Origin of the sequence: Streptomyces roseoviridis, assembly GCF_039535235.1 — a bacterium.
Taxonomy (GTDB): Bacteria; Actinomycetota; Actinomycetes; order Streptomycetales; family Streptomycetaceae; genus Streptomyces; species Streptomyces roseoviridis.
In genome coordinates, this window is record NZ_BAAAWU010000001.1 from 3607532 (window position 1) to 3628846 (window position 21315).

General features: G+C 74.4%; 18 protein-coding genes and 1 pseudogene. 15 read left to right on the forward strand and 4 right to left on the reverse strand.

Annotation, left to right across the window (positions count from 1 at the left end; translation table 11 throughout):
* Positions 1–75: 75 nt before the first annotated feature.
* On the reverse strand, positions 76–1611 hold the full coding sequence (locus tag ABD954_RS16335) for an MFS transporter (protein ID WP_345486764.1): 1536 nt from the start codon (positions 1609–1611) through the stop codon (positions 76–78).
* A gap of 85 nt (positions 1612–1696) precedes the next feature.
* Here ABD954_RS16335 and ABD954_RS16340 point away from each other — a divergent pair, with 85 nt between their 5' ends.
* From ABD954_RS16340 to ABD954_RS16350, 3 genes are all read left to right on the forward strand, one after another.
* Positions 1697–2719, forward strand: a complete 1023-nt coding sequence (locus ABD954_RS16340; RefSeq protein WP_345486765.1) for an ArsR/SmtB family transcription factor — start codon at positions 1697–1699, stop codon at positions 2717–2719.
* Positions 2716–3660, forward strand: a complete 945-nt coding sequence (locus ABD954_RS16345; RefSeq protein ID WP_345486766.1) for an alpha/beta fold hydrolase — start codon at positions 2716–2718, stop codon at positions 3658–3660. The genes ABD954_RS16340 and ABD954_RS16345 overlap by 4 nt, the downstream gene beginning before the upstream one ends.
* 83 nt (positions 3661–3743) lie before the next feature.
* Complete coding sequence (locus tag ABD954_RS16350) at positions 3744–4805, forward strand: aldo/keto reductase (RefSeq protein ID WP_345486767.1); 1062 nt, start codon at positions 3744–3746, stop codon at positions 4803–4805.
* Positions 4806–5163: 358 nt separating this feature from the next.
* Here ABD954_RS16350 and ABD954_RS16355 read toward each other — a convergent pair whose 3' ends face one another.
* On the reverse strand, positions 5164–6036 hold the full coding sequence (locus ABD954_RS16355; RefSeq protein WP_345486768.1) for a helix-turn-helix transcriptional regulator: 873 nt from the start codon (positions 6034–6036) through the stop codon (positions 5164–5166).
* Between the two features lie 179 nt (positions 6037–6215).
* On the opposite strand from ABD954_RS16355, the gene ABD954_RS16360 reads away from it, so the two are divergent.
* From ABD954_RS16360 to ABD954_RS16380, 5 genes are all read left to right on the forward strand, one after another.
* Entirely contained in the window at positions 6216–7235 is a 1020-nt protein-coding gene (locus ABD954_RS16360; protein ID WP_345486769.1) for an alpha/beta fold hydrolase, read from the forward strand.
* Between the two features lie 24 nt (positions 7236–7259).
* The gene (locus ABD954_RS16365) at positions 7260–8804 is read left to right on the forward strand and encodes a DNA glycosylase AlkZ-like family protein (RefSeq protein ID WP_345486770.1); all 1545 of its coding nucleotides are present in this window, start codon (positions 7260–7262) and stop codon (positions 8802–8804) included.
* Positions 8801–9661 carry an ATP-grasp domain-containing protein gene (locus tag ABD954_RS16370; RefSeq protein WP_345486771.1) on the forward strand — a complete coding sequence of 287 codons (861 nt, stop codon included), beginning with the start codon at positions 8801–8803 and terminating at the stop codon, positions 9659–9661. Before ABD954_RS16365 ends, ABD954_RS16370 begins: the two co-directional genes overlap by 4 nt.
* A 130-nt stretch (positions 9662–9791) precedes the next feature.
* Positions 9792–10226, forward strand: coding sequence for a YciI family protein (locus ABD954_RS16375; RefSeq protein WP_345486772.1), 435 nt, complete (start codon positions 9792–9794; stop codon positions 10224–10226).
* Between the two features lie 224 nt (positions 10227–10450).
* On the forward strand, positions 10451–11647 hold the full coding sequence (locus tag ABD954_RS16380) for an RNA polymerase sigma factor (protein WP_345492227.1): 1197 nt from the start codon (positions 10451–10453) through the stop codon (positions 11645–11647).
* A 115-nt stretch (positions 11648–11762) separates the two neighbouring features.
* Here the strand turns inward: ABD954_RS16380 and ABD954_RS16385 are convergent, their stop codons facing one another.
* Positions 11763–13274 (reverse strand): MFS transporter, encoded by a 1512-nt coding sequence (locus tag ABD954_RS16385; RefSeq protein ID WP_345486773.1) that lies wholly within the window; start codon positions 13272–13274, stop codon positions 11763–11765.
* 68 nt (positions 13275–13342) lie between these two features.
* Between ABD954_RS16385 and ABD954_RS16390 the strand changes: the two genes are divergently transcribed.
* Both ABD954_RS16390 and ABD954_RS16395 read left to right on the forward strand, forming a co-directional pair.
* Positions 13343–14083 carry a TetR/AcrR family transcriptional regulator gene (locus ABD954_RS16390; RefSeq protein ID WP_345486774.1) on the forward strand — a complete coding sequence of 247 codons (741 nt, stop codon included), beginning with the start codon at positions 13343–13345 and terminating at the stop codon, positions 14081–14083.
* A 133-nt stretch (positions 14084–14216) separates the two neighbouring features.
* On the forward strand, positions 14217–14504 hold the full coding sequence (locus tag ABD954_RS16395) for a metal-sensitive transcriptional regulator (protein ID WP_345486775.1): 288 nt from the start codon (positions 14217–14219) through the stop codon (positions 14502–14504).
* Positions 14505–14848: 344 nt separating this feature from the next.
* Here the strand turns inward: ABD954_RS16395 and wrbA are convergent, their stop codons facing one another.
* Positions 14849–15460 (reverse strand): NAD(P)H:quinone oxidoreductase, encoded by a 612-nt coding sequence (gene wrbA, locus ABD954_RS16400; protein ID WP_345486776.1) that lies wholly within the window; start codon positions 15458–15460, stop codon positions 14849–14851.
* 142 nt (positions 15461–15602) lie between these two features.
* Between wrbA and ABD954_RS16405 the strand changes: the two genes are divergently transcribed.
* The 5 genes and pseudogenes from ABD954_RS16405 (at position 15603) to ABD954_RS16425 (ending at position 21288) form a co-directional block, all read left to right on the forward strand.
* Complete coding sequence (locus ABD954_RS16405) at positions 15603–16445, forward strand: TetR/AcrR family transcriptional regulator (protein WP_345486777.1); 843 nt, start codon at positions 15603–15605, stop codon at positions 16443–16445.
* A gap of 207 nt (positions 16446–16652) precedes the next feature.
* Positions 16653–17219 (forward strand): RBBP9/YdeN family alpha/beta hydrolase, encoded by a 567-nt coding sequence (locus ABD954_RS16410; RefSeq protein ID WP_345486778.1) that lies wholly within the window; start codon positions 16653–16655, stop codon positions 17217–17219.
* A 446-nt stretch (positions 17220–17665) separates the two neighbouring features.
* Entirely contained in the window at positions 17666–18658 is a 993-nt protein-coding gene (pip, locus tag ABD954_RS16415) for a prolyl aminopeptidase (protein ID WP_345486779.1), read from the forward strand.
* A gap of 199 nt (positions 18659–18857) precedes the next feature.
* A pseudogene (locus ABD954_RS16420) lies at positions 18858–19454 on the forward strand (HhH-GPD-type base excision DNA repair protein); the annotation flags it as partial.
* 280 nt (positions 19455–19734) lie between these two features.
* The gene (locus ABD954_RS16425) at positions 19735–21288 is read left to right on the forward strand and encodes a M28 family metallopeptidase (RefSeq protein ID WP_345486780.1); all 1554 of its coding nucleotides are present in this window, start codon (positions 19735–19737) and stop codon (positions 21286–21288) included.
* The last annotated feature ends 27 nt before the right edge of the window (positions 21289–21315 follow it).

The following is a 21315-nucleotide window of genomic DNA, read 5'->3' on the forward strand; positions in this document are numbered from 1 at the left end:
CGGGGGCGGAAATCGCGCGACACGCGGTGTCCCGCCCGGGGGCGAGTCACGCCCGGGGGGACGCCCGGGGGCCCGTCACACCCGGCCCACCGCGCCGCCCGTCACCTCGACGTCGCCCGCCTCCCTGGCCCGGGCCACGTCCCCGGCCTCGGTCCTGGCTCCGGCCACGGCCACGGCGCTGCCCCCGGCCCGAGCCACGTCCTGGGCCCCGGCCCCGGCCAGCGCCTCGGTCCTGGCTCCGGCCACGGCCTCAGTCCTGGCTCCCGCCGTCGCCTCGGCCCTGGCTCCGGCCACCGCGTCGCCACCGTCGGCAACCGCGTCGCCACCGTCGACCTCCGCGACCCCGCTCACCGCCACGGCCCGCTGGTTTCCTTCGGCCGCGGCCCGCTCGTTTCGTTCGGCAGCGGCCTCCACCCGGCGGCGCAGCAGCAGGGTGCCGGCGGCCGCTGCGAGGCCGGCGGTGAGGGCGGACCACCACAGCGCGGCGGGGCCGAGGCCGGTGTAGAGGGTGACCCCGAGGGTCAGGGCGCCGAAGCGGGCCACGCCCCAGGTCCAGCCGAAGGCACCCTGGTAGCGGCCGCGGGCGTGCGGCGGGGCCAGGTCGGCGATCACCGCGGCGGCGATGCCGGCGACGACCACCTCGCCCAGGGACCACACGACGACCGAGACGGTGAAGCCCACGACCCCCTCGGCCAGGCCGGTGAGGGCGACGCCGACCGCGATGAGCGCGCTGCCCGCCGCCTGCACCCGGAGCCGCGGCAGTCGCGCCAGGCGAACCGTCGTGAAGGGCTGGAGCGCGACGACCAGGACGGCGTTGACGGCCGCCATCGCCCCGTACACGGCGGGCGACAGGCCGCTGTCGCGGATGGCCAGCGGCAGGGCGACCTCCGTCAGGGAGTAGACGAAGAGCTGCACGCCGAGGAGCGGCAGGAGCACGACGGCGAGACGGTCGCGCAGGACGACTCCGTAGCCGATGCCGTCGTCGCCCGCGGGTCGCGGGGCGCGCGACGGTTCCTTCAGGCGGGTGGCGACCACCACCGCGTACAGCAGCATCGACCCGGCGTCGACGGCGAACAGCAGCCAGTAGCCGTGGGCGGCGAGGAAACCGCCGAGGACGCCGGCGACCGCCGTACCGATGTTGACGCCCCAGCCGAAGAGCGCGTACGCGCGCTGCCGGCGTTCCGGGTCGACGGCGTCGGCCATCAACGCGTACGCGGCCGGCGAGACGGTCATGCCGGTGGCGCTGATGAGCAGCGCGGCGGCGGCCATCGTCCACACCCCAGGCGCGACGAACAGCGCGCCCTGCGCGGCGGCGGCGCCGACGAGGCCGATCAGCATCGTCGGCCGGCGGCCGATGCGGTCGGCGAGCACGCCGCCGATGGCCGGCCCGAGGAGGTTGCCGGCGCCGAGCGCACCGAGGACGTACGTGGTCTCGGTGCCGGTGACACCGCGCGTGGCGAGGAAGAAGACGAGGAAGGGGGTGACGAGGTAGCCGAGGCGGTTGATCACCGTCCCCGCGAAGAGCGTCCAGACGACGGGCGGCAGACCTCGGAACGAGGACGTCGAGGAGGCGGAGGAAGACGAGGCGGAGGAAGACGAGGAGGGAGGCATGGGAGGAGACTGCGCCCGTGGCCCGCACCGCCTCCAATCATTAAGCTCAGGCCGAATCCATCACCGATACAGCAGGGGGCGCTTCGTGGAGTCCGGGCTCAGTTTCTCCGCCGCCGACCTCGCCCAGACCCGTTTCGCCGTCTCCCCGATGTGGGAGGTCGTCACCAGTTTCCGCCTCCTCGCCACCGACAGCGAGCCGCTCGTGCACCGGAGTTGGGCCGCCCAGGTACGCCCCCGGGTCCGCCGCGCCGGGCTCCATCGGGGCCGGCTCGCCGCGCTGGTCCCCGCGCACGGCTACCTCGCCGACTTCCTCACCCCCACCCCCGCCGGCCCCTTCCCCACGCTCGACGACGAACTCGACGCGATCCGGCGGACCCCGGCCGAACAGATCGCCCACGACCTCGCCACCCTCGCCCGCCTCACCGCCCCCGCCGCCGGGCTCCCCACCGCCGCGATCCCCACCGGACTCCCCGCCGGGATCCCCACCGGCGACATCGATCTCGACCGGCTCTGCGAGGAGATCCGCACCTACTGGGAGCTCGCCCTCGCCCCCTACTGGGCCCGCATCCGCGCCCTCCTGGAGGCCGACGTCTTCCACCGCGCCCGCCAGGTCGCCGAGCACGGCTCGGCGCGGGTGCTCAGCGAACTGCACGAGACCGTACGGTGGGACGACGGCACCCTGCGGCTCGTACGGCGGGCCTGCGCGCTCACCCGCGACGAGGCGGGCTCGGGGCTGCTGCTCGTACCCTCCGCGTTCGCGTGGCCGCGTGTCCTGACCCGCTCCGTGGCCCCCGACCCGCCCCAACTCGCCTATCCGGCGCGCGGGGTCGGGAACCTGTGGGAGCGCCGCACCACCAGCACCGCCACCGAAGCCGTCGCCGCCGTCCTCGGCCGCTCGCGCGCGCTGCTGCTCGCCGAACTCGACACACCCGCCTCGACCACCCAACTGGCCGCCGCCTTCGGCCTGTCGGCGCCCGCCGTCTCCCAGCACCTCGTCGCCCTCAGAAACGCGGGCCTGGTCAGCGCCCACCGCAGCGGCCGGTCCGTCCTCTACGCCCGCACGACGGTCGCGGACGCGCTGCTCTGCCCCCGCGAGGAGTACGCATGACCTGGACCGAGCACACCTTCGTACGCGAGGTACGGGACGTGTGCGAGGAACGGGAGGGGAACGGGGGACGCACGAAAAGCGGGGGCCGGGCGGGGAACGGGGGCGGCGTCCGGCTCTCGCTGCGCGACTGGGGAGGCACCGGGCGGCCCCTCCTCCTGCTGCACGGACTGGCGGGGCACGCCGGCGAATGGGACGGCGTCGCCCGGCGGCTGCGGGCCGACGGGTACCGCGTCGTCGCCCTCGACCAGCGCGGACACGGCGCCAGCGAGCGGCAACCCGGGGACGTCTCGCGAGCCGCGTACGTGGCCGACGTCCTCGCCGTGCTCGACCGTCTGGGCCTGACGGACACGATCCTCGTCGGGCAGTCGTACGGCGGCCACGCCGCCCTCCTCACGGCCGCCGCCACCGCGCGCACGGCCCCGCCCGCCGGAAGCGGGATCAGCGCCACCGCGCGCACTGCCCCGCCCGCCGGGAGGGCGATCGCCGCCGCCGTGCTCGTCGAGGCCGGGCCCGGCGGCTCGGACCCGGCCACCCTGGCGAGGGTCGGTGACTGGCTGCGGGCCTGGCCGGTGCCGTTCCCCGACCGGGAGGCGGCCGTCGCCCACCTCGGCGGCGGACCCGTAGGGGAAGGCTGGGCGGACGGGCTGGAGGAGCGGGACGGCGGCCTGTGGCCCCGGTTCGACCCTGAGGTCATGGTGGCCTCGCTCGCCGAGAACGCCGGGCGGGCGTGGTGGGAGGAGTGGGCGGCGATCGACGTGCCCGTCCTCGCCGTCCTCGGGCAGGACGGGATCGTCTCCGACGAGGAGTACGACGAGATGGCGCGCCGGCTCCCCGGGCTCCGCGCCGCGTGTGTACCCGGCACCGGGCACGACCTGCACCTGGAGCGGCCCGATGTCCTGCACGCCCTGATCAGCGGGTTCCTGGCGGACATCGACGCGTAGGCCGGCCGCGGGGGGGTCCCGGCGTCGAATCGGCCCCGGAATCCCTTGCCTTGGAGTGGACTTCAACGCCTAGGGTGCGGCGCATGCGCTATCGGGTACTCGGCGGGACCGGGATCGAAGTCAGTACGTACTGCCTGGGCACGATGATGTTCGGGGCGGTCGGCAACGCCGATCACCAGGACTCCGTACGGATCATCCATGCCGCCCTCGACCGGGGGATCAACTTCGTCGACACGGCCGACATGTATTCGTCCGGCGAGTCCGAGGAGATCGTCGGCAAGGCGCTGCGCGACCCGCGCCGCCGCGACGAGACCGTGCTCGCCACCAAGGTGTACTTCCCCGTCGGCGGTGAAGGCCCCAACAGGGGCGGCAGCTCGCGCCGTTGGATCGTCCGGGCCGTGGAAAACAGCCTCAAGCGGCTCGGCACCGACTGGATCGACCTCTACCAGGTCCACCGGCCGGACCACCGCACCGACATCGAGGAGACCCTCGACGCCCTCGGCGACCTGGTGTCCCAGGGCAAGATCCGGGCTTTCGGCTGCTCGACCTTCCCCGCCGAGCGGATCGTCGAGGCGCACGCCGTCGCCGAGCGGCGCGGGCTGCGCCGCTTTCGTACGGAGCAGCCCCCGTACTCGCTGCTCGCCCGTGGCATCGAGACCTCCGTGCTGCCGGTGGCACAGCGGTACGGGATGGGCGTGCTGACCTGGGCGCCGCTGGCGTCCGGCTTCCTCTCCGGCCGGTACCGCAGGGGCGGGACGGTCGACCTGACCAGCGGGCGGCCCGCCCTCACCCCGCACCGCTTCGACCCCGCCCTCCCGGTGAACCAGGCCAAGCTCGACGCCGTCGAGGAGCTGGTCGCCGTCGCCGACGACCTCGGCTGCACGCTGCCCGAGCTGGCGGTCGCCTTCGCCGCCACCCACCCGGCGGTGACCTCGGTGATCCTCGGCCCGCGCACGAGGGAACAGCTGGAGGGGCTCCTGAAGGGCGCGTCACTGGTCCTGCCGGACGAGGCCCTGGACCGCATCGACGCGATCGTCCCGCCCGGGACGAACCTCTACCAGCCGGACGGCGTCTGGCGCCCGGCGGCCCTCACCGACCCGGCGCTGCGGCGCCGGCCGGTGGGAGAGCGGGCTGCGGCGGACTGAGGACGGCGGGGAGGAGCAGGCCCGGACCGAGCGGGGGAGGTGCCGAGGGGAGGGTGCGGGCGGGCACGGAGCGGTGACGGGGGCTGCAGCGCCTTCCCCGGCCGGAGCACACAGGCCGGGGCGTCAGCACCCGCCCCCGGCGGGAGCACACAGGCCGGGGCGTCAGCACCCGCCCCCGGCGGGAGCACACAGGCCGGGGCGTCAGCACCCGCCCCCGGCGGCCGTGAACAGCCCGGAGTCAGAGCGCCTCCCACCGGCCGGATGGACAGGCAGGGGACCTCAGCACCTCTCCCCCCCGGCGGTCGTGAACTGGCCGAAGGTCTCAGCCCACCCCGTCACGAACGGACGGGCCGGGGCCTCAGCGCTCCTCCCCCGCCCCGGCGAATTGCTCCGTCCCCACCACGCCCAGAAGCGCCAGGCGCTCCCCCGTGTCCGTGCCCGGCGGCGGGGTGTGGAGGACCAGGCGCTGGTCCCCCTCCGGGGCGAGCAGCACCTGGCAGTCGAGGTCGACCGGGCCGATGACCGGGTGCAGGACGCGCATGCGGCTGTGCCGGCGGACGGCCACCTCGTGCCGCGCCCACAGCTCGGCGAACTCCTCGCTCGCGCCGCGCAGCCGCTCCACGAGCCGGGTCGCTGCCCGGTCGCCGCCGCGGCGGCCGAAGGCGGCGCGCAGGTCGGCGACGTGGAGGCGGCTGTAGTGGTCGTGCTCCTCCGCCGGGTAGGCGGCCCGCGCCGCGGGGTCCGCGAACCACCGCCACACCACGTTGCGGCCGTGCTCCGAGACGGTGCACACCCCGCCGAGCAGCGCCCGGGCCATCGCGTTCTGGGCCAGGACGTCCCCGAGGTCGTTCAGGATCTGCGCGGGGGTGCCGGTCAGCTGGTCGAGCAGGTGCAGCAGGCCGGGTGCCACGTGGTCGCCGGCTGCGGGCCCGGCGGGCGGACGGTGGCCGGCGAGCAGGTGGAGGTGGTCGCGCTCGTCGACGGTGAGCCGGAGGGCGCGGGCGAGTGCCGCCAGCATCTGCGGCGACGGCTGCGGCCCACGGGCCTGCTCCAGGCGGATGTAGTAGTCGGCGGACATCCCGGCGAGCTGGGCGACCTCCTCGCGCCGCAGGCCGGGCGTGCGGCGCCGCGGACCGGCCGGCAGACCCGCGTCCTGCGGGCGGATCCGCTCGCGGGAACGGCGCAGGAAGTCGGCGAGTTCGCGGCGGTCGATCGTCATCCCGGTCGTCATGCCGATCATCCTGTCGAAGGCGGCGGGACTCATCCAGGGACTGGCGGTCCCAGGGTAGGAAGGTCTCTCCCGGACGTTCCCGTACGGCGGCACAGTCCTCGGTGTCAGCCCCACCGGTACCGGCGTGGGGCCGGTCCCCGTACCGGCCCCCTGCCGGTACCCGTCCCGAGGAGCAGAGAATGCCCACCGTCACCGTCGGCACGGCCCGCGTCCACTACGACATCGAGGGCCCCGCCCCCGCCACCCCCTCCCACTCCGCCTCCGTCACTGCCTCCGCCCCCGCCACCCCCTCCCACTCCGCCTCCGTCACTGCCTCCGCCCCCGCCACCGCCACTGCCACTGCCACCGGCCTCCCGCACCCCCCTCCCGGCCGCCTTCCCGCTCTCCTCCTCGTGCACGGCACCGGCTCCGGCGGTGCCGTCGTCAACTGGGGCCGGACCGCACCCCGCTTCACCGACGGCCGACACGAAGCGCGACACGAAGCGCGAGGCGAAGGACGAGGCGAAGAGCGGCACGAAGCGCGAGGCGAAGGACAAGCCGAAGAGCGGCACGCGCGGACGGTGATCACCCCTGACCTCTCCGGCGCCGACCGGACCGTCGACGACGGTGGCCCCCTGACCGTCGAGACGCTCGCCGCGCAGGTCGTCGCGGTCATCGAGGACGCCGGCACCGGCCCGGTCGACCTGCTGGGCTTCTCCATGGGTGCCCCGGTCGCCGCTGCCGTCGCCGCGCTCCGCCCCGACCTGGTGAACCGGCTGGTCCTGGTGGCGGGATGGGCGTACACCGACGGCGACGAGTACCTGCGGAACCTGTTCGCGCTGTGGCAGCGACTCGGCGAGCAGGACCCGGCCGGCTTCGGGCGGTTCGTGACGATGACCGGCTTCAGCCGGGACTTCCTGAACGCGATCGGCCGCGAGGAGGTCGAGGCGCTGATCCCGAACATGCCACCGACGCCCGGCACCCTGCGGCACGTCGCCGTCGACCGGGCGGTGGACGTCCGGGCGCTGCTGCCCCTGATCACCGCGCCGACGCTGGTGATCGGCTGCGCGCGGGACGCGACCGTACCGGTGGAGAACAGCCGGGAGCTCGCGGCGGCGATCACCGGGAGCACGTACGCGGAGATCGACGCCGGGCACGTCGTCTTCTTCGAGAAGGAGGACGAGTTCGTGAAGACGGTGACGGACTTCCTCGCCGGGTGAGGCCGGCGAGGCATCCTTGGCCCCATGGGACAGCAGACCGGAGCGGACTCCGAAGCGAAGACGTCGGGAGAGACCGGGGCGAAGACGGCGGGAAGGACCCGGGCGAAGACGGGGACCCGGACCGGAGCCAAGACCGGAGCGAAGACGGCGGCGAAGTCCCCAGCGGCGCGGACCGCGGCGAAGAGGACGATCGGCCCGGACGAACGCAGGGCCCGCCTCGGCCTGCGCCACCGGCTGGCCCCCTCCGCGCGGGCGGCGACCGCCGAGGAGGTCGCGGGGGCGCTCGTGGCCCTGCACGCGACGGACGCGGCGACCGTCTTCCTGGCCGCGGGCGCGCGGCTCGCCCGGGTCACGGCCCCCGCCGAGGCCCCGGCCACGGATCCCGCCCCCCGTCCCGTTCTCCATCCCGCTCCCCTTGCCACCACCTCCACCTCCCCCGCCATCTCCACCTCCCCCGCCATCTCCACCTCTCCCTCCATCTCCCCCTTCCCCGATCCCGTCGCGGAGGTGGAGCGCGCGCTGTACGAGGACCGGACGCTGACCCGTATGCACGGCATGCGGCACACCGTCTTCGTGGTGCCCGCGTCCCTCGCCGCCGTCGTCCACTCCTCCACCGCGGACACGGCCGCCGCGCGCGAACGGGCGACCCTCGTCAAGCACTTGGCGGCGGGCAGCGACTTCGACGAGGCGTGGCTCGCCGAGACCGAGCGCCAGGTCCTCGCCGTGCTGGCGGAACGCGGCGAGGCCACGGGAGCCGAACTGGGCGAGGCGGTGCCGAGGTTGCGATCGCAGTACGTGTACGGGGTGGGGACCCGGCAGGAGGGGCCGCAGTCCGTTGCCAGCCGGGTGCTGCGGATCCTGGGCATGGAGGGCCGGATCGCCCGGGGCCGGCCGCAGGGCGGCTGGACGTCGAGCCGCTTCCGTTGGGCGCTGGTCCCGCCGCATGCCGAACTCCCTCCCGCCGAGGCGCAGTCGGAGCTGGTGCGGCGGTGGCTCGCCGCGTACGGTCCGGGGACCGTGGAGGACCTGAAGTGGTGGACGGGCTGGAAGGTGACGGACGTGCGCCGTGCGCTGACCGCCGTCGGCGCGGTCGAGGTCGCCCTGGAGGGGGACGGCGGGCAGCTCACCGGCTTCGTCCTGCCCGACGACCTCGATCCCGTACCGGCGTCGCCGGACGCGACGGCCGAGCCGTGGGCGGCGCTTCTCCCCGCTCTCGACCCCACGGCGATGGGCTGGCGGGACCGCGACTGGTACCTGGACCCGGCTCACCGTCCGGCGCTCTTCGACCGCAGCGGCAACATCGGACCGACCGTGTGGTGGAACGGCCGGATCGTGGGCGGCTGGGCGCAGCGGCCGAACGGTGAGATCGTGTGGCGGCTGTTCGACGGCGGACTCGACGGCAACCTCGACGGCAACCTCGGCGGTGGCCTCGGCGGCGGGAAACGGCTGGGCCGGGACGCCGTACGGGCCGTGGAGGCGGAGGCCGCCCGGCTGGCCGAATGGATCGGCGAGGTCCGCGTCACGCCCCGCTTCCGCACCCCGCTCGAAAAGGAACTCTCCACCGGATGACGGCCCACTCCTCCTCCCGGCCTCGGCCCGGGCGCCGGCCCCGGAGCCAGGACCCCCGTACGGTCGCGGCCGCGCACCCGGCCGACGTCCTGCTGATCTCCGCCCAGCGCACGTCCACCGCCCTTCTCCTTGCCGAGGCCGCCGGGCGGCGCGGCCTGGTGACGCGGGTGCTCGACGGGCCTCCGGAGACGGTCGTACGCCCGGACGAGGCACCGCACTGGTACGGCGGTCCGCTGCTCGCCGACAAGGTCGTGGCGCGGCTCGGCGCCGGGCGGCTCGGGCTCGGGCTGCTCGAACCGTCGGGGGGCTGGCTCGCGGAGCTGCCGAGGGACTTCACGGGGCGCCGGGTCTCGCTGACGACGCTCGCGGCGGCCCGGCGGGAGCTGGCGCGGCCGGCCTTCGTGAAGCCGCCGGTCGACAAGTCCTTCCCGCCGGCCGTGTACGAGGACGGCGGCCGGCTGCCCGGCGACCTGCCCGGGGACACCCCGGTGCTCGTCTCGGACCCGGTGACCTTCGCGGCCGAGTACCGGCTGTTCGTCCTGGACGGACGGGTGGTGACGGCGAGCCGCTACCTCTCGTACGGGCTCCTCGACCCGGGCCCGCCCGTGCCGGACGCCCTCCGCTTCGGGGCGGAGCTGCTGGCGGCGGCGGGCGGTTCGCTGCCGAGCGCGGTGGTCGTGGACGTGGGCCTGACTGAGGAGGCCGGGTGGGCGGTGGTGGAGGCGAACATGGCGTGGTTCGCACACTGCTACGCCGCGGATCCGGCCGCTGTCCTCGACGTCGTCCTGCGGGCGGCGGGCCCGCTCGGGCGGGTGCGGGAGCGGGATCGTTCCTTCCTCCGGGTGGGATCGGGCTGAGTGTCGAGAATCGCGGGCCGGCTCCGACGTCTCCTGTGAAAGAACCGGCACGAACGACAACGCCGGCACGGACACCGGCTCAGACACCGGCGACCGCCACCGGCGACAGCCACCGGCGCAGGAGGACGTCATGAAGTACCTCGTGATGGTGCAGGGCGCGCAGGCCGACTACGACGCCATGAACGGCAGGGCCAGCGAGCAGAGCCCGGCGTGGAGCGAGCAGGAGCTCAGGGCGATGTTCGCCTACATGAACGCGATCAACGACGACCTGGCGGAGAGCGGGGAGCTCATCGACGCCCAGGGCCTCGTCGAGCCGGCCAGGACCCGGTTCGTGACCGCCGACGCCGACGGGCGTCCGGTGGTCACGGACGGCCCCTACGGGGAGACGAAGGAGGTGCTCGCCGGTTACTGGGTCCTGGACTGCGCGAACCTGGAGCGGGTGACCGAGATCGCCGCGCGGGTCGCCCAGTGCCCGCAGCCGGCCGGGGCTCCGGTCTACCCGGTGGTGATCCGCCCGGTCGACGAGTCGGGCGGCGGTGACCTGGGCGGGGGCGAGCTCGGGTGACCGACCCGTACGGGAAGGAGCCCCCCGGCGCGAAGCAGTCCCCTGGCCCGTACGGGAGGAATGCCCCGACCTCGTACGGGACCGAGCCCCCCAGCCCGTACGGGAGGAACGCCCCCACCTCGTACGGGACCGAGCCCCCGAGCCCGTACGGGAGGGGGCAGCCCCCCGGCCCGTACGGGAGGGGGCCCGGCGCCCCGCCCCGTGAGGACCGCACCGTCGAGGACCTGCTGCGGCTGCACGCGCCGCAGGTCCTCGGCGCGCTCGTGCGTCGTTACGGGCACTTCGACACCGCCGAGGACGCCGTACAGGAGGCGCTCCTCGCGGCCGCCGGGCAGTGGCCGCGGGAGGGGGTGCCGGCCAATCCGCGCGGCTGGCTGATCCGGGTGGCGTCCCGGCGTCTCACGGACGCGCTGCGCTCGGAGGAGGCGCGGGCCCGGCGGGAGGAGACGGCGCGGCGGCTGGAACCGCGCGAGCCCCGGGCGGCGCCCGCCGACGACGACACGCTGACCCTGCTCTTCCTGTGCTGCGACCCGGTGCTGCCGCCGGCCGCCCGGATCGCGCTGACGCTGCGCGCGGTGGGCGGTCTGACGACGGCGGAGATCGCGCGGGCGTTCCTCGTACCGGAGGCGACCGTCGCCCAGCGGATCAGCCGGGCGAAGGCGAAGCTGCGCGCGGCCGGGGCCGACCGTCCCTTCCACCCGCCCGGGCCGCAGGACCGGGACGCCCGCCTGGCCTCGGTGCTCCAGGTGCTGTACCTGGTCTTCAACGAGGGCTACACCGCCACGTCGGGCCCGGCGCTCCACCGGGCCGACCTCGCCCGCGAGGCGATCCGGCTGACCCGGGCGGTGCGCCGGCTGCTGCCCCACGAGGGCACGGTGACGGGCCTGCTGGCGCTGATGCTGCTGACCGAGGCCCGCAGCGCGGCCCGCACGGGCCCGGACGGGGAGCTGATCCCGCTCGACGAGCAGGACCGCACCCGCTGGGACCGGGCGGCGATCGCGGAGGGCACCGCCCTGGTCGAGGAGGCCCTGGCGGAGGGCCCGCCCGGCCCGTACCAGCTCCAGGCGGCGATCGCCGCCCTCCACGACGAGGCGACGGGCCCCGACACCACCGACTGGCCGCAGATCCTCGCCCTCTACGACGTGCTCCTGACCACGACCCCGGACGATCCGATGGCGGCGCTCGGCCGGGTGGTCGCCCTGGCGATGGTCGAGGGCCCGGAGGCGGGCCTGGCCGCCCTGACCGCCCTGGAACCCCGCCTCCCCCACTCCCACCGCCTCCCCGCCGTCCGCGCCCACCTCCTCGAACGCACCGGCGCCCTCTCCGCCGCCGCCGACGCCTACCGCACGGCCGCCCGCGCCACCGACAGCCTCCCGGAACGGCGCTACCTGCAGATGCGTGCGGCCCGACTCGACCCGTGACCGAAGTCCCGCGCGAGGGCCGCGGCCGCACGGCCCGACCGCCCGCTCCACGCGACCGCCCGCTCCGTGCTCGGACCGGCCCCGAGCCCCGTGTCCGCTGCCCGCGCGGATCCGCTCAGTGGGCGTGCGGGCCGGTCGTCAGGTGGGGTGTGCCCTTGGGGACGAGGGCGGGGGCGAGGAGGGTGGTGAGGGCGGCCGTGGTGGTGAGGAGCGTGAAGGCCGTGGTGAAGGTGGCGGGGTCGGGGCCCTGGAGGGCCGGGGCGGCCAGGGTGGAGACGGCCGCGACGCCGAGGGTGCCGCCGAGTTCGTGGCTGGTGTTGACGATCCCGGAGGCCAGACCCGCCTCGTGAGGGGCGGTCAGGCCGAGGGCGGTGGTGGTGGCCGTGACGAAGACGGCGCCCAGACCGAGTGCGGCGGCGGACAGGGCCGGCAGGAGGGTGGTCCAGGGACCGGCATCGGCCGGGAGGAGCGCGAGGGGGAGCAGGGCCAGGGCGGTCACGCCGGCACCGGCGGTGGCCAGGGCCCGGGGGCCGACCGTCCCGACCAGGCGGGAGCCGAGGTGGGCGCCGACGGCGGTGGCGAGGGCGACCGGGAGGAAGAGGAGGCCGGTGCGGAGGGCGGAGAGGTGGTGGACGTGCTGGAGCAGGGCCGAGCCGAGGAAGAAGAAGGAGATCAGCAGGCCGGTGGCGACCAGCATCAGCAGTGAGCCCGCCACGACCGGGCGCCGGGTGAACATGCGGGGGTCCATCAGCGGCGCGGCGGCGGCCTTCTCCGCCTTCGCGAACAGCCCGTAGAGGACCGGCGCGGCGAGCAGCGGCAGCAGGGTGGCGGTCGAGGTCCAGCCGGTGTCGCCGGCCCGCACCAGGCCGTAGACCAGGGCCCCGGTCGCGGCGGTGACGAGCAGGGCGCCGGGAACGTCGAGCCGGGCCCGGCGGGGTGCCGTGACGGGCAGGACCCGGGGCAGCACGGCGAGCAGGACCAGGCCGACGGGCACGTTGAGGAAGAAGATCCACGACCAGCCGGGGCCGTCCGTGAGCGCGCCGCCGAGGATCACGCCGACGGCGGAGCCGGTGCCGCCGATGGCGGCCCACACGCCGAGCGCGCGGGAGCGGTCGGGGCCGTGGAAGAGGGTGGTGACGAGCGCGAGCGCCGCCGGGGAGAGCAGCGCCGCGCCGACGCCCTGGGCGATCCGGCCGCCGATGAGCACGCCGGCGTTCGGCGCCAGCCCGCACAGCAGCGACGCGGCGGTGAAGAGGGCGAGCCCGGTGAGGAGGACCCGCCGGGCGCCGAGGGCGTCCGCGAGCCGGCCGCCGAGCAGCATCAGGCCGCCGAAGCAGAGGGTGTACGCGGTGATCACCCAGGTCAGGGCGGTACGGCCGAGGTGGAGGTCGTCTGCGATGGCGGGCAGCGCCACGTTCACGACGGTGACGTCGAGGACCAGCATGAACTGGGCCGCGCAGAGCAGGGCGAGGGCCGTCCAGCGGCGCGGGAGAGCGGGGTCCGGGGCGGCCCCGTGGCCGTGGTCGTGGCCGTGGCCGTGGCCGTGGCCGTGGTCGTGGGGCCGCGCGGTGGCGTGGTCGTGGGCGGGGAGGGGGGCGGGGACATGAGCGTCCGAGTGAGGCGTCATAACTGAACTGTACGGAACAGTTCAGTTGAACTCAACAGTTCAGTTCACTTGGCCGGTACGCTGCCCCCATGAAGGCCGACGCCCCGAAGACCGAAAGCGCGAAGACCGAAAGCGTGAAGACCGAGAGCGCGAAGACCGAGAGCGCCAAGACGGAAAGCGCCAAGACCGCACCCACCGGGGCCCGCGCCGCCCGCAAGCGCCAGGCCATCGTGCGCGCCGCCCGCGCCCTCTTCCTCCGCGAGGGCTTCGGGGTCGGCATGGACGCCATCGCCGCCGAGGCCGGCGTCTCCAAGGTGACGGTCTACAACCACTTCGGCAGCAAGGAAGCCCTCTTCACGGCCGTGGTCGTCGGCGCCCTCGACGAGCCCCTGGGCGAACCCCGCGACGGCGATCGCGACGAGGGCCCCGACCTCGCCCGGCTCGCACGCGCCACGGATCCGGCGGCCCTCAGAACGGCGCTCACCGACGCCGGCCGCGCCTGGATCATGGCCGTACGCGCCGACGAAGAGGGCCGCGCCCTGCGCACCCTCGTCGCCACCGAGGCCCACCGCTTCCCCGAACTGGGCCGCGCCTGGCGCGAACGCGGCCCGGCCGGCCATCACCCGGCCGTCGCCGACGCCCTGCGCGCCCTCGCGGACCGCGGCCTCCTGGAGATCCCCGACCTTGAGGTCGCGGTGCTCCAGCTCTACTCCCTGCTCGTCTTCCCGCAGATGGTCTTCGAGCAGTACGGGGCGGAGCTCGGCGACGACCTGAGCGAGCGGCTCCTCACCGACGGCGTGGAGATGTTCCTGCGCCGCTACGCGCCCTGACGCCCGCCCCGGGCGCGGGTCGGGTCGGCGTCGACCGGAGAGGGGTGCGTTCGCGGCGGATGACATCCTGGAGCGAGAACGGACCCCACGGCGGGGAGAAACGACCCCTTGGGGTATCTGCGGAGGAGTGGTTGTGGAACTGGATCTCGCGGGCGCGGAGCTGAAGGCCGTGCTGAACCGGCTGCGCCGGGCGCAGGGACAGATCTCCGGCGTGATCCGCATGATCGAGGAAGGCCGCGACTGCGAAGAGGTCGTGACCCAGCTGGCGGCGGCCTCCCGGGCACTCGACCGGGCCGGGTTCGCGATCATCGCCACCGGTCTCCAGCAGTGCCTGGCGGACGTGGAGGACGGCCAGAAGAACGGCGAGGACCGCGAGCAGATGCGGGCGCGGCTGGAGAAGCTCTTCCTGTCGCTGGCGTAGCCCGCCGCGCCGGTCCGCCCGCGCGGTGCGGATCGGAGCAGCGCAGACAGCCGTACTCCACTCCAGGGACCTCACTTCGGAGGGACTTCACCCCGGAAGGACTTCACCTCAGAGGGACCTCACCTCAGAGGGACTTCACCTCAGAGGGACCTCACCTCAGAGGGACTTCACCTCAGAGGGACCTCACCTCAGAGGGACTTCACTCCAGAAAGACTCCCCTCCCCCCTCCCGTGCGTCCACCGCCGAGCGGTCCGGCAGGAACGACGGCGCCCCCTCGTCCGTACGGGAGGAGGGGGCGCGACAAGGCGGGGTGTGGAGTGCGCGGTGGAGGCGCGGAGGACGGGTCAGTCGACCGCGAGGCCCTTCAGGCGCTTGGCGATCGTGGTGAGGCGCGCGCCCTGGTAGCGGGCGGCGGCGAGGACCTTCTCCTCGGGGGCGCCGTTGGCGCCGGGGTGGGCGGTGCCGTAGGGGTTGCCGCCGGCCGCGTAGACGGTCGGGTCGGTGAAGCCGGGGGACACGATGACCGAACCCCAGTGGTGGAAGGTGTTGTAGAGGGCGAGCAGCGTCGACTCGTTGCCACCGTGGGTGTTGTACGCGCTGGTGAAGGCGGTGGCGGGCTTGTCGGCCATCACGCCCTGGTTCCACAGGCCGCCGGAGGTGTCGATGTACTGCTTCAGCTGGGCGGCGACGTTGCCGAAGCGGGTCGGCGAGCCGAGCGCGTACGCGTCCGCCCACTCCAGGTCGTCGAGGGTGGCGACCTCGACGGCGTCGGCGGTGGCGTCGACGTGGGCGCGCCAGGCCGGGTTGGAGTCGATGGCCGCGTCGGGGGCGAGCTCGGGCACGCGGCGGAGCCGGACCTCGGCGCCGGCCTTCTCGGCGCCTTCGGCGACGGCCTGGGCGAGCTGGTGGACGTTACCCGTGGCCGAGTAGTAGATGACGGCGACCTTGACGGACATGACGAGCCCTCCTGAAAACCGGATTACTTTCCGCTTCAACGAGCCCAGGTTAAGCGGACACCTATCCGTTTAGCAAGGGCTGCGGGTATGCTCGGGGCAGGGACGGGACCGAGGGGGCGGCGCGAAAGGCAGGCATCCGCAGATGAGCGACAGCACGAGAAAACCGCAGGCGGGGCGCGGCACTGAGACGGATTCCGGCACCGACGCGGCGACGGGCGCGGGCGCAGGCAAGGGCTCGGGCACCACGGCCGGGGCCCACCCGGCCGACGCCCCCACTCCCACCCCGGCGGCCGTGCCCGCGCCCACCCCCCTGCTGAGCCTCCTGCCGACCGTCGGCGGCCCGGCACCCGAGCGCGCCGACGCCGCCCGCAACCGCCGCAAGATCCTCGACGCCGCCGCCCGGATCGTCGCCGAGGAGGGCCCCGAGGCGGTCACCATGAACCAGGTCGCCCACGCCAGCGGCATCGGCGTCGGCACGGTCTACCGCCGCTTCGGCGACGTCTCCCAGCTGCTGTGGGCACTCCTCGACGACCGCGAGCGCCAGTTCCAGGAGGCGTATCTGAGCGGCCCGCCCCCGCTGGGCCCGGGCGCACCCGCCGCGGAACGGCTGGACGCCTTCCTCGACGCGCTCGTCGACCGGGTCGTCGAACAGCGCGAGATCCTCCTCGCCGCCCAGACCGCCGCGCCCACCGCGCGCTACACCAGCGGCGCGTACCTGGCGATGCACACCCACCTCACGCTGCTCGTCTCCCACACCCGCCCCACCGCCAACGCCCCCCTCCTGGCCCACCTCCTCCTCGCCCCCTTCTCCCCGAGCCTGATGCACCACCTCTCCCAGGACCAGCACCTCTCGGCCGAGGAGCTCAAGGCCGGCATACGTGAGCTGCTGAACCTGCGGCAGCCCGCGCACGGGGCCCAGCAACCGGAGCCGGAACAGGAACCGAAGCCGGAACCGGAGCCGGAACAGGAGCAGGAGCAGGTCTAGAGCGCCGGGAGCGGTCCGGACGGCCTCGACACCGGCACGTGGGCGAGGCCGTCGTACGCCTCCCCCGGCACCGCCGTGCGTCGGTTCAACAAGCCCGACCACCCGCACCCCGGCCGGTGCCGCGCCGAACTCCCCCGGGCCCCCTGAGCCGTCCATCCCTCGAAACCACCCTGGACCCCGCACCCGCCAGGCCCCACGATCTGTGCCATGACCACCTACCTCGTCCTGCACGGCTTCCAGAACCACCGTCCACCCGGCCACTGGCAGCACTGGCTCGCCGGTGAGCTGCGGGCGCGCGGGCACGAGGTGCGGTATCCGCAGCTGCCGCAGGCGGACGCACCCGTGCTCGATGAGTGGCTGGACGCGCTGGAGGAGCACGGGAAGCGGCCGGCGGACGGAGAGCTCGTCGTCCTGGCGCACAGCCTGTCCGTGCTGCTGTGGCTGCGCGCGGGCGCGCGGCGTCCCGAGGCCGACCGGGTGCTGCTCGTCGCGCCGCCGTCGCCGGCCGTGACCGCGTCCATCCCGGAGATCGCCGCCTTCGCCGACGGCCTCGACCTCACGGAGCGCGGCGTGCGGGCCCGTCTCGTGTACGGGGACGGGGACCCGTACTGCCCCGAGGGCGCCGACGTCCATTACGGCCTCCCGCTCGGGCTCGACCTCGACCACGTCCCGGGCGGCGGTCACCTCAACCCCGAGCACGGCGGCTACGGGCCCTGGCCCGCCGTCCTGGCCTGGTGCGAGAACCCGGCGACGCGGCTGACGCCTCGGGGGTGACGGCTCGCGGGAGACGGCTCGGGCTGCCGGCTCGCGGGTGATGCCCCCGGGGGGCTCGGGGTGACGGCTCGCGGGCGATAACCCGGGGGGCGGCTCGCGGGTGATGGGCCCCGGGGGGCTCGGGGTGACGGATCGCGGGTGATAACCCGGGGGGCGGCTCGCGGGTGATGGGCCCCGGGGGGCTCGGGGTGACGGATCGCGGGTGATAACCCGGGGGGTGGCTCGCGGGTGATGGCCCCGGGGGGGGCGGCTCGCGGGGCGGCTCGCCGGTGATGGCCCCGGGGGCGGCTCCAGGCCGACCACGAGCTGAGGCGTCGTCTCGCAGCTGCCCCCCGCCTGACGCCTCACAGGTGGCCGCCCCGCGGCTGACGACCCGGCCCCCCGCCGCCTCCCCCGATGCGGAAAAGCCGGCGACCGCGTGGCCGGCGACCGGTAGCGTCGGGCGGATGAGCAGCGTGCCCCTCACCGACCCACGTTCCGACGACCGCCTCCCCGAGCGCTTCCCCCCATCCGCCCCGTACGACGAGGGCATGCTCGACGTCGGTGACGGCAACCAGGTCCACTGGGCCGTCCACGGCAACCCCGCCGGCAAACCCGCGCTCGTCGTGCACGGCGGCCCCGGGTCCGGGTCCTCGCCGAACTCGGCCCGGATGTTCGACCCGGCGGTCTACCGGGTCGTCCTCTTCGACCAGCGCGGCTGCGGACGCTCGACCCCGCACGCGAGCGACCCCGCCGCCGACCTGTCGGTGAACACCACCGCCCACCTCGTCGCCGACATGGAGCGGCTGCGCACCCACCTGGGGATCGACCGCTGGCTGCTGTACGGCGGGTCGTGGGGTGCGACCCTGATCCTGGCCTACGCGGAGGCGCACCCCGAGCGGGTCACGGAGATCGTCATGCAGGCCGTGACGACCACCCGCCGGTCGGAGACGGCCTGGCTGTACGAGGGGGCTGGCCGGTTCTTCCCCGAGGCGCACGAGCGCTTCCGGGCGGCCGTCGACCACGCGGAGGACCCGGTCGGGGCGTACGCGGCCCGGATGAACGACCCCGATCGCGCCGTACGGGAGAAGGCGGCGGCCGACTGGTGCGCCTGGGAGGACGCGGTCCTGTCGATGGAGGGCCAGGGCACCCCGTACACCGACCGGATCGACGACGACCGGCTCGGCTTCGTCCGGATCTGCTCGCACTACTTCGCGCACGGCGCCTTCCTGGAGGAGGGCGCCCTGATCCGGGACGCCCACCGGCTCGCCGGGATCCCGGGCGTGCTGGTCCACGGCCGCCTCGACATGGGCAGCCCGCTGGTCACCGCCTGGGAGCTCGCCCGCGCCTGGCCGGACGCCGAACTGCACGTGGTGGAGAGCTCCGGACACCTGGGCGGGAACGAGACCAGGCGTCTCGTCATGGGCGCCCTCGCCCGTTTCGCCGACCGTCCCGCGTAACCCGGCACCGTCGCACCGCACCGCACCGCGCCCCGCCCCGCCACACCGCCCCCGCCGGACCGGGACGGCACCGCGCCCCGCCCGTGTCCACCCCGCCGGACCGGACCCCGCACACCGGTCGCCACCCCGCCACTCCGCCGCACCGCCCCGGCGGGTGAACCACCGGGCGGGAGCGGCCGGCCGGCGCGATGATCGGTACATGAGCCCCGTGATCCACCTCGCCCAGCAGCCGGAGGCCGACGCGCTCCTCGGCCGCTCCCCGCTCGCCGCGCTGGTCGGCATGCTGCTCGACCAGCAGGTGCCGATGGAGTGGGCCTTCTCCGGCCCGTACACGATCGCGGTCCGCATGGGCCACGACGACCTGGACGCGCACGAGATCGCCGCCCGGGACCCGGAGTCCTTCGCCGCGCTGCTCTCCGAGAAACCGGCCGTGCACCGCTACCCGGGGTCCATGGCCCAGCGGATCCAGCAGCTGTGCCGGTTCCTGGTGGACGAGTACGGCGGAGACGCCGAGGCGGTCTGGTCGGACGCGACGACGGGCAAGGAGCTCCTCGCCCGCCTCGAGGCGCTGCCGGGCTTCGGGAAGCAGAAGGCGCAGATCTTCCTGGCGCTGCTCGGCAAGCAGTACGGGGTGCGGCCGGAGGGCTGGCGGGAGGCGGCGGGCCCGTACGGCGAGCAGAACTGCTACCGCTCGGCGGCCGACATCACCGGGCCGGAGTCCCTGGCGAAGGTCCGCGCCCACAAGCAGGAGATGAAGGCCGCCGCCAAGACCGCCAAGACCGCCGAACCCAGCAAGGCGGCCAAGTCGGCCAGGTCGTCCAAGTCGTCCAAGTCGGTCAGGTCGGCCAAGGCGGCCAAGTCGGCCAAGTCGGCCAAGTCGGCCGAGTCGGCCGAGCCCAGCGGAACGTCCAAGTCCAGCAAGGCGGCGCAATCCACCCAAAGCGACGGGAATTGATACCTCCTGATGTCAATCCTGTAAGAGGCGAAAGGAATTGTGCGCGATGTGTTCCCAGAGGCGCCCGGCGATCGCTAACTTCCCCTCAACCTCGCACGTGTAGGACTCGGGAAGGACTTCTGTGAACGCATCCCAGCGCAGAGCCGCCGCCGTTCTGGCCGCCGCCGCACTCGCCACCCCGCTGGTGCTCGCCGCGCCCGCCACCGCCACCCCCGACCCGGGGGCCGCACCGGCCCGCGACGCCGCCAAACTGGCGAGGAAGCTGGTCCGCGAGACGTCCGCCCAGGACGCCTACAAGCACCTGCAGAAGTTCCAGGCGATAGCCGACTCGGCCGGTGGCCACCGCGCCGCCGGCTCCCTCGGCCACGACGCCTCGGCCGCGTACGTGTACGCGCAGCTCAAGAAGGCCGGCTACGCCGTCACGTACCAGAAGTTCGAGTTCCTCTACACCGAGACGCTCGCCGAGAAGGCCGCCGTCCTCTCCCCCGCCCCGCGCGATCTGCCGATCCGGGCGATGACCTACACCAAGTCCACCCCGGTCGGCGGCATCAAGGCCGACCTCGCCGCCGTCCCGGTCGACGCCGACGGCACCACGGGCTGCGAGCCGGGCGACTACGCCTCCGGCACCTTCACCGGCAAGATCGCCCTCATCAAGCGCGGCGGCTGCGCCTTCGCCGTCAAGCAGGAGACCGCGGCCGCGGCCGGCGCGGTCGGCGCCATCGTCTACAACAACACCGACGGCGTCCTCTCCGGCACCCTGGGCGACCCGGCCGCCGGAAAGATCCCGACCGGCGGCATCACGCAGGCCGAGGGCGAGAAGCTCGCCGCCGACCTCGCCAAGGGCCCGGTGAACCTCTCCTTCGAGATCCGCCAGCTCCAGGAGAAGCGCTCCACCAACAACGTCATCGCCGAGACCAAGGGCGGCAACGCCGCCAACACCGTGGTGCTCGGCTCCCACCTCGACTCCGTCACCGCCGGCCCCGGCATCAACGACAACGGCTCCGGCTCCGCCGGCCTCCTCCAGGCCGCCCTGGAGCTCGCCCAGTCGAAGGACAAGGTCCGCAACAAGGTCCGCTTCGCCTGGTGGTCCGCCGAGGAGAACGGCCTGCTCGGCTCCGAGCACTACGTCAACACCCTCTCCGAGCTCGGCAAGAAGGAGATCAAGCTCTACCTGAACTTCGACATGATCGCCTCGCCGAACTACGGGCTCTTCGTCTACGACGGCGACAACTCCGACGGCGTCGGCGCGGGCGCCGGCCCCGAGGGCTCCGCCCAGCTGGAGCGCGACATCAACGACTTCCTCGACCGCCGCGGAACCCCGCACGAGGGCACCGACTTCACCGGCCGCTCCGACTACGGCCCGTTCATCGAGGTCGGCATCCCCTCCGGCGGCACCTTCACCGGCGCCGAGGGCATCAAGACCGCGGGCCAGGCGCAGAAGTTCGGCGGGCAGGCGGGGGTCGCGTACGACGTGAACTACCACGCCAAGGGCGACGACATCGACAACATCAACATGACCGCGTTCGACATCAACATCGACGTCATCGCCAACGCCGTCGGCACCTACGCCCACGACATCAGCTCCCTGAAGAAGCCCGTCGTGTCCGTCCCCACCACCGGTGACGCGGGCAGCGGCGGCGGTCTGCACGAGGACCACCACGAGGTCACCGAGTAACGCGCAACCGCCGGGAGGCCGGGTGAC